The 12,776-nt window shown below is 38.2% G+C and carries 13 protein-coding genes, 1 tRNA gene and 1 other annotated feature; of the genes, 4 read left to right on the forward strand and 10 right to left on the reverse strand.

Going from position 1 to position 12,776, the window contains the following annotated elements:
• The first annotated feature begins 6 nt into the window (after positions 1-6).
• The 3 genes from crcB (AC5WOF_RS10960) to AC5WOF_RS10970 all read left to right on the forward strand — a co-directional run bounded on the left by crcB (AC5WOF_RS10960) (position 7) and on the right by AC5WOF_RS10970 (position 957).
• On the forward strand, positions 7-402 hold the full coding sequence (crcB, locus tag AC5WOF_RS10960) for a fluoride efflux transporter CrcB (protein WP_496050426.1): 396 nt from the start codon (positions 7-9) through the stop codon (positions 400-402).
• Positions 399-758 carry a fluoride efflux transporter CrcB gene (crcB, locus tag AC5WOF_RS10965; protein WP_496050003.1) on the forward strand — a complete coding sequence of 120 codons (360 nt, stop codon included), beginning with the start codon at positions 399-401 and terminating at the stop codon, positions 756-758. The genes crcB (AC5WOF_RS10960) and crcB (AC5WOF_RS10965) overlap by 4 nt, the downstream gene beginning before the upstream one ends.
• Before the next feature lie 67 nt (positions 759-825).
• Complete coding sequence (locus AC5WOF_RS10970) at positions 826-957, forward strand: hypothetical protein (protein WP_496050004.1); 132 nt, start codon at positions 826-828, stop codon at positions 955-957.
• A gap of 42 nt (positions 958-999) precedes the next feature.
• On the opposite strand, the gene AC5WOF_RS10975 is transcribed toward AC5WOF_RS10970, so the two are convergent.
• From AC5WOF_RS10975 to guaB, 9 genes are all read right to left on the reverse strand, one after another.
• Positions 1,000-2,541, reverse strand: coding sequence for a class I adenylate-forming enzyme family protein (locus AC5WOF_RS10975; RefSeq protein WP_496050005.1), 1,542 nt, complete (start codon positions 2,539-2,541; stop codon positions 1,000-1,002).
• Positions 2,542-3,022: 481 nt separating this feature from the next.
• A tRNA-Ser gene (locus AC5WOF_RS10980) sits at positions 3,023-3,112 on the reverse strand.
• Between the two features lie 167 nt (positions 3,113-3,279).
• Complete coding sequence (locus AC5WOF_RS10985; RefSeq protein ID WP_496050006.1) at positions 3,280-3,639, reverse strand: hypothetical protein; 360 nt, start codon at positions 3,637-3,639, stop codon at positions 3,280-3,282.
• Positions 3,640-3,765: 126 nt separating this feature from the next.
• Positions 3,766-4,125 (reverse strand): hypothetical protein, encoded by a 360-nt coding sequence (locus AC5WOF_RS10990; RefSeq protein WP_496050007.1) that lies wholly within the window; start codon positions 4,123-4,125, stop codon positions 3,766-3,768.
• Between the two features lie 406 nt (positions 4,126-4,531).
• Positions 4,532-5,806, reverse strand: a complete 1,275-nt coding sequence (gene serS / locus AC5WOF_RS10995) for a serine--tRNA ligase (RefSeq protein ID WP_496050008.1) — start codon at positions 5,804-5,806, stop codon at positions 4,532-4,534.
• A 36-nt stretch (positions 5,807-5,842) separates the two neighbouring features.
• Positions 5,843-6,038: a binding site (T-box leader), on the reverse strand.
• A gap of 30 nt (positions 6,039-6,068) precedes the next feature.
• Positions 6,069-6,653, reverse strand: a complete 585-nt coding sequence (gene pdxT / locus AC5WOF_RS11000) for a pyridoxal 5'-phosphate synthase glutaminase subunit PdxT (protein WP_496050427.1) — start codon at positions 6,651-6,653, stop codon at positions 6,069-6,071.
• A 1-nt stretch (position 6,654) separates the two neighbouring features.
• Positions 6,655-7,539 (reverse strand): pyridoxal 5'-phosphate synthase lyase subunit PdxS, encoded by an 885-nt coding sequence (pdxS, locus tag AC5WOF_RS11005; protein WP_496050009.1) that lies wholly within the window; start codon positions 7,537-7,539, stop codon positions 6,655-6,657.
• A gap of 110 nt (positions 7,540-7,649) precedes the next feature.
• Positions 7,650-8,873, reverse strand: a complete 1,224-nt coding sequence (locus AC5WOF_RS11010; protein WP_496050010.1) for a D-alanyl-D-alanine carboxypeptidase family protein — start codon at positions 8,871-8,873, stop codon at positions 7,650-7,652.
• 116 nt (positions 8,874-8,989) lie between these two features.
• The gene (guaB, locus tag AC5WOF_RS11015) at positions 8,990-10,453 is read right to left on the reverse strand and encodes an IMP dehydrogenase (RefSeq protein ID WP_496050011.1); all 1,464 of its coding nucleotides are present in this window, start codon (positions 10,451-10,453) and stop codon (positions 8,990-8,992) included.
• A 188-nt stretch (positions 10,454-10,641) separates the two neighbouring features.
• On the opposite strand from guaB, the gene AC5WOF_RS11020 reads away from it, so the two are divergent.
• The gene (locus AC5WOF_RS11020) at positions 10,642-11,562 is read left to right on the forward strand and encodes a YaaC family protein (RefSeq protein ID WP_496050012.1); all 921 of its coding nucleotides are present in this window, start codon (positions 10,642-10,644) and stop codon (positions 11,560-11,562) included.
• Positions 11,563-12,160: 598 nt separating this feature from the next.
• On the opposite strand, the gene AC5WOF_RS11025 is transcribed toward AC5WOF_RS11020, so the two are convergent.
• On the reverse strand, positions 12,161-12,385 hold the full coding sequence (locus tag AC5WOF_RS11025; RefSeq protein ID WP_496050013.1) for a hypothetical protein: 225 nt from the start codon (positions 12,383-12,385) through the stop codon (positions 12,161-12,163).
• Between the last annotated feature and the right edge of the window lie 391 nt (positions 12,386-12,776).

The following is a 12,776-nucleotide window of genomic DNA, read 5'->3' on the forward strand; positions in this document are numbered from 1 at the left end:
GTATATGTGATGGTCGGCATTGCTGGAGCAATCGGTGCATTGCTTCGATATCTTTTTGAAGTTCTTATTCCTTCCACTTATTTTATGGGATTTCCTGTTAGTACACTAGGCATAAATCTTTCCGGATCTTTGGGTTTAAGTTGGTTTTTCACATCGGTCACGAAGCATCATTCGTTTCCTAACTGGGCACGAACTGCTATTACAACTGGTTTTATTGGTTCATTTACCACTTTTTCTACTTTTAACATAGAACTTATTCAATTAGTGGAGAAAAATCAATTACTCTATGCTATTTTGTATTTTATTTGCAGCACAATAGGTGGTTATCTCTTCAGTTGGCTGGGATTTGAAATAGCCAAAAACGAGAATGAAATAGCCAAAAACGAGGATGAAATAAAATGAATATATTATTAATCACGATAGGAGGGTCCCTTGGGGCTTTATGTCGTTTCCTTATAAGTAAATACTTTCCATCATCTACGAACCATTTCCCTTTTGGAACATTTATCATCAATATGATGGGCAGTTTATTATTGGGATTATTATTGGGATGTATGGTAGACGAAAAATGGATGTTATTTTTAGGAACGGGATTTTGTGGTGCTTTTACTACTTTTTCTACACTACAATGGGAAATACTTCGTCTTTATCAAGAACGTCAACATTTCATACTTCTGTTATACATCATACTCAGTTATTCATTAGGAATTTCGTCTAGTATTTTGGGATTTTTAATTGGAACATTTATGTATTCCTAACTTTGACACCAACATATAAAAAAGGCATACCGTATATCAACGAAATACACGGCAAAGGTGGAGTTATATGATAAATACATGGCGTAGAAAATGGGATTTTGTAGCTCGTATTTCATCCTTATTTAGTGGAGCATTTTTCTTTATCAGCTCTATCATCCTCTTTATTTTATTCTTTACAGAGAGAAGAAGTTTTGTTTAAGCCAGCAGGTTCCCCTACTGGCTGTTTTTATTGCAACCGTTTTCAGGGTTGATCTACTTGTTTTTCCATTATTCTTTTGGCCATAGCTCTCAGATCTTTTTTGAGTACTTTTCCTGTTGCGTTGCGTGGCATTGCTTCTATAAATTGTATTTGATTTAGATGGGTGAAATAAGAAAGTCGTTGGCTGCAAAAACGTAACACATCATCTTTTGTCATCATGGAATTTTCCCACTTCACAATGAATGCCATTGGAACTTGGCCTTTGGAACTATCCGGAGCAGCTACTACCGCAACCTCATAAATTCCATCTAAATTTAATAAAATTCCTTCGATTTCTGCTGGATAAAGTTTTTGCTTATCACAAACAATCATATCGTTATAGCGATCAACTATCAGTAGATATCCATCTTGATCCAACTTACCTAAATCCCCTGAATGATACCAACCTTTTCGGATAACTTTTTTGGTTTCCTCTTTGTTTCTCCAATATCCCAAAAATTGCTGTGGACCACGGAATACAATCTCACCTATTGTATCTCTTGGCAACTCTTTTCCAGTGAGTGGATCCAATATTTTTACTTCCGTAAATGGAAATGGTCTTCCAACTGTATGATTTTTATCTCTACTCATTCTGCTTGTCCACATAGTGGTTGTCCCTGAATGCTCCGTACATCCATAGCCATGATAAATTTCGATGCCATATAAATGAAATTTCTTAATTAACTGTGGTGGTACAGTATCAGCACCACACATAATATAACGGAGAGTATCAATATCCTTCTCCGTCCAATCAGTTTCATTTATCATCAATTTAAGCATAGCAGGAACTGTCATAAACTGGGTGATTCTTTCCTTCTCAATCAAATCCCAAATGAGTTTAGGATGGAACTGTGTATAAATAACTGTAGAACCTCTTACTGCATTCGTCACTGAAAACATACAACCAGTTATATGAAACATGGGAGTAATGATTAAATTTCGATCAGTCAATCTCCAATCTAAATGATTTCCTATTGCATATCCACACATCCATAAATTATGATGGCTTATCATTACACCTTTTGGTTTCCCTGTACTGCCAGAGGTGTAGATCAACAAAAACTGATCATCGCCTCCCATGCTGATAGTTGGTTCATCTGTCGATTCCCCTTCTAATAATTTAGGAAATATAAACTCAGCATCATCCTGATTATCACCAATTTGAACCATTGTGTGAATGGATTTTACTTGTCCTAATTTGTTTGCCAACTCTGTAAATTTTGTATCGTAAAACAATACCGTCGGTTGGCTTTCCTTTAAGACGTGATTATAATCTTCCATTTCTAAACTAACGTTCAATGGGAGTACAATTGCACCTAATTTGGCAGTTGCGTAAAAAATAGTCAACATTGAAATACTATTTTGACACAGGGTTGCAATACGTTCCTTTGGTTTGACACCTTGTTTTTTCAGCCAATGAACGAGTTGATTTACTTGTTCATTTAATCGGAAGTAAGTGATTCGACTTTTTAAATCAACTGCTGCTTCAAATTCTGGTGAATTATTCGCGCGATTTGTGAGTAGTTGACCAATGTTGTTTTTCATTATAAACACTCCAATAGTCTCCCTAATATTCTGATGTTGGGGATATCTGAAATAAATTTTTTACACCAATATTTATTTTTAGAAGAAAATTCAGAAATAACAGATATTCACCAGCATTTATAATATTATAAGCAAAAAGATATACTAGGTCTATTGTATTATTGAATTATTAGGAAAATTTTAAACGTATAACATATTCAGTCATATATATGTTCATATTTCATATCATCGAAATGTAATGTTCTTTAGAATAAAAATAACCATCAAAAGGGCTATACAGCTGATGAATCGCAGTCTCTGCACATCCGTTTACATAATTATGCTGGTTGAAAACCCACGGTTTAAATCGTGGGCTGAAAAATAGCGTTGTTCGAACCCATGGGGTTTTCCTTTTATTTTCAAACACAAAAAACACGTAACCTTCTCCGTTATAACCAACGGTTTAGGTACGTGTTCATCTGTTTTATAACATATACACATTTGGCAGAGAGGGTGGGATTCGAACCCACGGTAGCCTCACGACTACGACGGTTTTCAAGACCGTTGCCTTCAACCACTCGACCACCTCTCCATATGGTAAATAGAACCTAAACATACTCTTATTATATTTAAAAACATACTCACACATTTTAGCTTAAATGTAGTTTGCAGTCAAGAACAAAATACTGTTTTATGTTGAAGCCCAATGAAAGAGACCCAAATATATAGTGAATATCATATAAATTCAGGTCCCATATCTTATATAATGATCGGTGTATAACCTTCTTTTATTTGTTCTACAATGCTAAAATGCCCCAGTTTTGTTCCACCAACTAAGAATACTCCACAAGCATTTGCATCCTCATCTACCTCAAGAAAACTTGTACAAAATTCACATGCCCCTGCTATAATCCCCAAATCCTGAACTTCTTTAAATAATGAATGAAAAGGATGAGATGGATCATCAATTTCTTTTAACCATTTGGGACCTAACCCATCAAAATATATTTTTACATCAAAACCTTCTTCATGTAGTTCTTGTCCATATGTTAAAGCATGATGTGCTTTTCCAATCTCATTTGGTCCTGCGTGAATCACAATCAAAAACTTTTCTTTCATCCTTCTTGTCCTCCTTTAGAGGAATTAATCAAACATAAACATTGTTACACATCTACCTAGATTACTGGAATTAATTCATAAAAATTATCCGTTCAACAGAACGGAATAGGAGAATACTTTTAAATATTACATAATAATAGGTTTATAGCCTTCTTTGATATGTTCTACAAAACTAAAATGCCCATCTTTTGCACCGCCAACAATATATACCCCTGCTGTGTTCACTTCATCTTGGATATCAAAAAAACTGGTACAATAACCACATGCCCCTTTGATAATTCCTAGTTTTTGAACTTCTTTAAACACAGAATGGAAAATATGAGATGGGTTATCAAATTCCTTTATCCATCGGGTTCCCATTCCATCAAAATAAATTTTCACCTCAAAACCTTCATCATGCAATTCTTGTCCATATGTTAACCCATGAAATGCTCTTCCAACATCTTCTGCACCTGCTTGGATGACAATCAAAAACTTATTACTCATTGAATACTTGCCCCCTTATGATATGTAAAAAGAACTTGTATCAAGTATATATTACCATATTTTCCGAAGAAAATTAATTGTTAGTATACATAAAAATGTAAAAATTCATTAATCAAACTAATAAATTTTTATAAAAACATAAGACAGGGAACAATTCTTTTGTCATATTCCAGACTTACCGGTTTCAATAACTATATCTAACAATGGATATTATTTGACATAACGGAGCACCTGATACTGGACACGCTCCAGATCGGAAAAGTGTGCAAGACGAATCATTTTGACCTCCATGGGTAGATTTCACCTATAGATTCACTATACTATATATTTTCTAAAAAAATATTTTTAAAGTCCGTTTTTGAATAAACAAAAAGACTGCTAGCATAGCAGCCTAATAATGTCTGGTTTACTTCAATACTTCTCTTCCCATATAGGGAACAAGTGCATTTGGCACTCGCACTGTACCATCTTCTTGTTGATAGTTCTCTAAAATCGCAGCAACAGTGCGGCCAATTGCTAATCCAGAGCCATTGAGTGTGTGGACAAATTCAGGTTTATCCTTGGCGCTCCGACGGAAACGGATATTAGCTCGTCTAGCTTGAAAATCTTCAAAGTTACTGCAAGATGAAATCTCACGATACGCACCAGAACTTGGCAGCCAAACTTCTAGGTCATATTTTTTTGCTGCTGTAAAACCAAGATCTCCTGTGCACATAGAAAGTACACGATAAGGTAATTCCAATAGCTGTAAAACTTTTTCTGCGTTCTGGACAAGTTTTTCTAACTCATCGTAAGAATCTTCAGGTCTAACAAATTTCACCAGCTCTACTTTATTAAATTGGTGCTGGCGAATTAATCCTCTTGTATCGCGGCCGGCCGACCCCGCTTCCGAACGGAAACAAGCACTGTATGCTGCGTAATAAATAGGTAATTCTTGATCAGTAAGGATTTCTCCTTGATGGAAATTTGTTACCGATACTTCTGATGTTGGAATGAGATAATAGCCATTTGTATTCGCAAGCGCAAATGCATCTTCTGCAAACTTAGGCAGTTGTCCTGTTCCTGTCATGCTTTGGCTGTTTACAATATAAGGAGGTATCATTTCTCTATAACCATGTTCAGAAGTATGCAAATCCAGCATAAAATTCATAAGCGCACGCTCCAAGCGAGCACCTAAACCTGTATAAAATACAAAACGTGAACCTGTCACTTTACTAGCCCGCTCAAAGTCTAATAGTTTTAGATGTTGAGCTAAGTCCCAATGAGGAATTGGTTCAAAGCTAAACTCTGGAACATCACCCCAAAATCGAACTGGTATATTTTCTTCCTCCGTTAATCCAATAGGCGTCGACTCGTGAGGGATGTTTGGTAAGGATAATAATATTTGCTGCAATTGCTCATCGAGTTGACGAATTTCTTCATCAAGTTCTTTGATCTGCTCTCCGACTTGACGCATGCTAAGAATAAGGGATTCTGCGTCCTCTTTTGCTTTCTTTTTTCTCGCCACTTCTTGACTTGCTTGGTTCCGTTCACTTTTTAGTTTCTCGGATCTTGTGATCGCTTCACGACGTCTGTTATCAATTTGCTCAAACGAATCCAGACCACTGATATCTTCGTTGCGGGAAGCTAGTTTCTCTTTTACTTCCGCAAAGTTATTCCGCAACAATTTGATATCTAGCATAGAAATTCCTCCTCAAATAAAATAGGAACCCCATCCCTAAGGGACGGAGGTTCCGCGTTGCCACCCTTGTTGACTGTCACTTTCCTAAACAGTCCACCTTAATGCGTAGTTATCGGAACGCTGCCGAGATCAGCTCTGAGGTGGAATTCACAAGACTTCTCTTAGCGATTTCCACCAACCATCGCCTCTCTGGAAAGATCTGTCTTGTTACTTGTCTCTTCATCGCAATCATGTTTATTAATATGCGCTCATTATACAGAGGTTATAGATCTTTTTCAATCGCCTTTTCCACCATACTCAAAAAATAAGCATGCAAGCGCGTATCATCTGTTAACTCTGGATGAAAAGATATGCCTAAAAGGTTTTCCTGTTTCACTGCTACCACTTGATCTTTCACTGTAGAAAGCACTTCTACATCTGCTCCCACTTCTGTAATGAGAGGAGCACGAATAAAAACAGCTTGGAAATCTTCTGCCACATCTTTAATCGGTAGATCAGCTTCAAAACTATCTACTTGTCTCCCAAAAGCATTCCGCTGAACAGTCACATTTAACAGGGGCAAATGAGGTTCACTGTTCTCTGTGATATGTTTGGCAATTATAATAAGCCCAGCACAAGTCCCAAATATAGGTTTAGCCTTTGCATGGAATTCTAAAATCGGTTCCTGAAGATCATACTGACGTAAAAGCTTTCCTATAGTAGTAGATTCCCCTCCAGGAATAATCAAGCCATCGACATCAGCTAATTGTTCTTTTCTTTTAACAGCAATTGCTTCGGTGCCTAGCTTATTCAAAAGTTGTATATGTTCTCGCACAGCCCCCTGAAGAGCAAGAACACCTACTTTGATATTACCAGCCACGTTCTTGCATCCGTTCATGCGCTTCTAATTTTGATATCTCAATACCAGTCATTGGACTTCCCAAATCTTTGGATAGCGCAGCAATAAGTGCAAAATCTTCAAAATGAGTAGTAGCTTCAACAATAGCTTTTGCAAATTTAGCAGGAGTGGAGGATTTGAAAATACCAGAACCAACAAATACACCATCAGATCCCAAGTGCATCATCAAAGCCGCATCAGCTGGGGTTGCTACTCCACCAGCTGCAAAGTTAACAACCGGTAATTTCCCTGTTTCGTGAATTTGTAAAAGGAGTTCATATGGAGCACCCAATTCTTTTGCTTCTGTCATTAACTCGTCACGAGACATACCTGTTACTTTGCGAATTTGACTTTGCATCATACGCATATGACGAACTGCTTCTACGATATTGCCTGTCCCTGGTTCACCTTTTGTACGGATCATGGATGCTCCTTCACCGATACGACGGAGTGCTTCTCCAAGATTACGAGCGCCACAGACAAACGGAACAGTAAATGTAGATTTATCAATATGATAAACTTCATCTGCTGGTGTTAAAACTTCACTTTCATCAATATAATCTACACCCATGGATTCTAATAAACGCGCCTCTACAAAATGCCCGATTCTCGCTTTTGCCATCACTGGGACGGAGACTGCATTTAAAATTTCCTCTACAATCTTAAGATCAGCCGTTCTAGCGACTCCGCCAGCTGCACGAATATCGGAAGGAACTCGCTCCAAAGCCATTACAGCGACTGCCCCAGCTTCTTCTGCGATTTTTGCTTGTTCTGCATTTACGACGTCCATAATGACGCCACCTTTTTGCATTTCTGCCATTCCGCGTTTTACACGGTCTGTCCCTGTCTGTGTCATCCTATATCCTCCTAGATCGTGTATAGATTGCCAATTTGTTAATTTTAGTCCTTTAGCCAATAACATTGTAAAGGAATAAATGTAAATTTACAAGGAACAGAATTATAGCATTAGTTTATCCAAGAATTTACTCTATCCCACGCATGACGAAAAAATAACCGGAACACGCTCCCTTTTTCTACTGTTTTTTGGGTAATCAATGGAACTGAATGAACTCCTGGTATAGACTCCCCTTTATACAAGAGAGAAACTTCACCAATTACAGTCCCTTTTGAAATGGGAGCTTGTATCCCTTTTTTTAGAACAACTTTATAAGTATAAGACTCTTTATCTGCTTTCTTTTCTGCTAACTGTAGGGAATATTCTGGAGCAACTGGTACTGTACGTTCTACGCCGTTTGGTAACGTAAAACGATCATGACCAAGAATAACTTTTCCTTTTGTAATAGCTGTTGCCAATTCAAAATTGTCGTATGTATAATCCAACAATTTTTTTGTCTCATGAAACCGTGCAAACTCCGAATCTGTCCCCATAACGACTGAAACTACCCGTAGACCATTACGATCTGCTGTACTTGTGAAACAATACCCTGCTGCATTGGTATGACCAGTTTTTAAGCCATCCACACCTTGATAATAGTATTTCAGTGAGGGAAGCATCTGATCCCAATTGTCTATTTTTTGTTGGTTTGGTTGATTTTGGTGAAAGGTATAGGTCGGGATGCTTGTATATTGTAGTACTTCCGGATAATTTTTTAACAAAAATTGTGCAACAACAGCTGTATCATAAGCTGACATGTCATGTTGGCCTACTTTGCTAGTGGCTGGAGGATCAGGGTACGATTCTGTGTTTAATCCAGTACTGTTTTGAAAATGTGTATTTTTCAACCCCAGTTCGCTTGCTTTTTTATTCATCATATCCACAAAGCCTTCTTCTGACCCGGCAATATGTTCCGCCAATGCAACAGTAGCATCATTGGCCGATTGAACAAATAAAGCAGTGAATAACTGCTTGACAGTCTGTTTTTCTCCTCCAACTAAGCGTATTTCTGCTTCATTTATAGCAGCTGCTCTATTGCTGACCGTAACCACATCATCCCACTTAAGTATACCTTGCTTGATCTGATCAAAAATAACAATTGCGCTCATCATTTTTGTCATACTAGCAGGTGGTCTCGGTTCATTTGCATTTTTTGCAGCTAATATTTCCCCAGAAATAGTATCGACTAATATATATGATTTGGCATTTATCGTCGGTAATTCATCTGCATATACAGGATTGCTTATCGTAAATAAACTGATAATGCAGAATAAAAATACAATTTTACGACGCATTTTCCTTTTACTCCTTCGTTAGCTCAATCCTACTCATTTTCACACGTTCGATCCGACAATACAAGCCCTTTACATTAAAAAAGAATAAAAAAGCGCCCTCAGCGGGACGCTTTTCCTCAACCACCTAATTGGTAGTTTGGAGCTTCTTTTGTTATTTGTACATCATGAGGATGACTCTCCCGCAACGAAGCAGAAGTAATTCGTACAAACTGTGAATTATCCTTTAAATCTAACAACGTTTTTGACCCTGTATAACCCATACCAGAACGAATTCCACCAACTAATTGATATACGATATCCACGATTGGACCTTTATAAGGAACACGTCCTTCGATACCTTCTGGGACTAATTTCTGCTCATTTTCTTGGAAATAACGATCTTTACTACCTGCTTGCATAGCACCAATGGACCCCATGCCTCGATATACTTTAAAACGACGGCCTTGGTAGATTTCACTTTCCCCTGGAGCCTCTTCTGTTCCTGCAAACAATCCTCCGAGCATAACAGCATCTGCTCCGGCGGCGAGGGCTTTAACAATATCGCCAGAGAAGCGAATACCACCATCAGCGATAATAGGCACACCATATGCACGAGCTACACTAGCAGCATCATAAATTGCAGTGATTTGAGGAACACCAATACCCGCAACCACACGAGTCGTACATATTGAACCCGGGCCAATCCCTACCTTGACGATGCTCGCTCCTGCTTCAATCAAATCTCTTGTCCCTTCAGCGGTAGCTACATTACCTGCAACAATGGTGAGATCAGGATAATTTTCTCGAACCTTAGCAACTGTTTCCAGCACGCCTTTCGAATGTCCATGTGCTGTATCAATTACCACCATATCCACTTCTGCTTCTACCAATGCTGCGATCCGTTGGTCTGTATCTTTTGAGACACCTACTGCTGCTGCTACAAGCAGACGTCCTTGCTCATCTTTAGCAGAATTGGGGAATTGGGTAGCTTTTTCAATATCCTTAATCGTAATTAAGCCTTTCAATACACCATGTTCATCAACCAATGGCAGTTTTTCAATCTTGTGTAGTTGCAAGATATGTTCTGCTTCTTTCATTGTTGTTCCAACTGAAGCAGTGACAAGATTTTCTTTTGTCATCACTTCTGAAATAGGAGTGCTGTAATTATGCACAAAACGCATATCACGGTTCGTTATGATTCCGACAAGCCTTTTCTCCTTGTCCACAATCGGCACACCAGAAATACGATATTTGGACATTAATGCCTCTGCATCATGAACTTGATGACCTGGGTGTAAGTAAAATGGGTTTGTAATGACACCACTTTCGGAACGTTTTACACGATCTACTTCCTCTGCTTGCTCTTCAATCGTCATATTTTTATGGATTACTCCAATACCACCTTGTCGCGCTAGAGCGATTGCTAAGGATGATTCAGTTACGGTGTCCATACCCGCACTGATTAATGGAATATTTAACTTTATTTTTTTTGTCAGTTGAGTGGAAACACTAACATCACGAGGTAAAATTTCGGATCTGGCTGGTAACAATAGCACATCATCAAATGTGAGGCCTGTTTTGCTGAACTTCTCTTCCCACATGGCGTATCGCCCCTTATCTTCAAGTCTCCATTTTTTTGCAAGTGTATCAAATAAAAAAAAGCGAATCAAGAAAACCGCTATTGTTGAAATTAAATATCTTTTTATAAAAGTTATCCACAGTTTATCTGTGTATAACTTGTGAATAATTGTGGATAAGTCATGAATAAGACAATTTTTTCGGAGGAATTATGAAATATTTATCATATGAGCTGTTAAAGAACGAAACAACTGCACGCAACTTTCTCATCAAAAAATACCCAAAATCAGAAGCCAAAACTCTTTCATATCGCAATGTACATGCATTTACATCCTATATCAAACAAGGCATGGCTTTATTTCAGACTGCTGAACAGAGTGATTTTTGGTCTTCCTCACTCTTACTTTACTATGGAATGATGAGCCTGTTAAAAGCATTTGCACTGAGTATAGATCCTAATTATCCACACAGTACTACCATATTGCAACATGGTTTAACTAGTCCAAAACGCAAAAAAGAGCCTTACCGCTTTTTTTATGATGAGGTTCGAGTGCAGAAAGATGGATTTTTCCCTTACCTGTGCAACTTATTTTCTCATCCTGTTCCTACTGGGGAACGGTATAAATTGGAATTGTTGTGTTCCTTTATCCCTGACTTACAGCTGCTGTTCCAACATTTGAGTCTCAAATCCTACTGGTGGGAAGTTTCCTATCAAAATGGAACCTTAACTTGTCCTGTAGAAGTATTGGATCAATTATGCATTTCTGCTGAATCATTCGTCTATCGCTTAAATCAAAAAAAATCTGCTGTCTGTTTCTCCATGCATAGTTTTACAGAGCAGTCCTTTCAACTAAAAGTGGAAGGCACGAATGACATCTTGAAACATTCTTGGCTGAAACAAAACGGACAAGGAAAACTGTACCTTTGGAATTCATCTCATACATCAATCGATCCACTTCCTGAGATTCTAACCTACTATGCCCTATTTTTTGCACTAAGTATGCTTTGCCGGTATGATCCACCCGTTTGGTATGAGCTCAACAATGACATTGAAAAAGAACAACTTATCATTCAACAACTAATTGATCTAGTTATGCGAAATTTTCCCGATTTGCTATACCAATTATTTTAGCATGCCTCTTCTATTTTAGTGATTATTTTGTATTTTGTCCATTGCCTAGGTATGAAAAAACCCCTCCTAGTATGGAGGGATAGAGCATTTAAATCTATTATAAAAACATTATTCTCGGTTCCTCTCATAGGTATCACGTAAACACGTGCAGGCACAAACGATGTGCCACCCTATGAGAGGAGTTGTCCCTCAGGTCAGCCTATCATCACGGCCAGCCGACACCGCCCAAGAGCGGGTTCTTCTTCTCGTCGTCGTTGATGAACATAGGATTCCCCTCAGTAAAGAGATGGGTCAACTGACTCCATTATTATAACCGAAAAATAATATTATTCAAATAAAAGATAAACCCTACCCAAAAATACAGAATATGGTTATGCTTACTCATCAATTTTTAACGGCTGGTGCAACTGCTTAATAAGCATTGATGATGAAGAAAACTCTTCTTAATGTTTATTTATCATACATACCATTCAAAAATAACAGGATTGAAATAATTAGGATAAAACTTCTCATTTACAGCTTTAAAAATCATCCCCCACTACCAGATTGGTAATGGGGGACAAACCCTTGAAGGCGCATCACTGTTGTCCAGCGACATCTAGGAGTTCAGGGGCTTCACAAGCTCAAGGAGGGCCACATCCAGCTCTTGGCATCCTTCCATGACCCTGGCGATCTCGGCAAGAGCCTCCGCATGCTGGCTGTAGGCACTTGCCAGACCTTCACTACACGGGAGTTGCTTCTCCCCGATCTTCGCACTCTTCAGAGCCATTGCAAGAACTGCACTGACCGCCTCGGCCTTCTGCTTCCCAGTCATCAACTGCATGAAACTTTCCCTTCTCAAAAAATGGGTCTGTTAATGTCATCATACTACAACAAATTCATAAGAAAAACTCCCGTCTGAAAGCGACAGGAGTAGCATTTATTCTTCTTCATCTGTAATTTGTACTTGAGAAACTGTTGCTACTTCTTCGTCTTTGGTCATTTTAATCAAGCGAACACTTTGTGCATAGCGCCCTAGACATGATATACCTGATATGTTCATCCGAATGATCACAGGCTACTTGTGGAGCATACGACAAATGAAAAATACGAAGGAGAAAGCTAAACATAAATATAAAGTTAGAAAAAATAGATTATCCAAGAAATCACGGTTATAGATCGAATTCCAAAGCTAATGCTACTGGTTGGGGCAATATATCTACATGAACTTAATT

This window comes from Shimazuella sp. NTD250, from assembly GCF_059510375.1.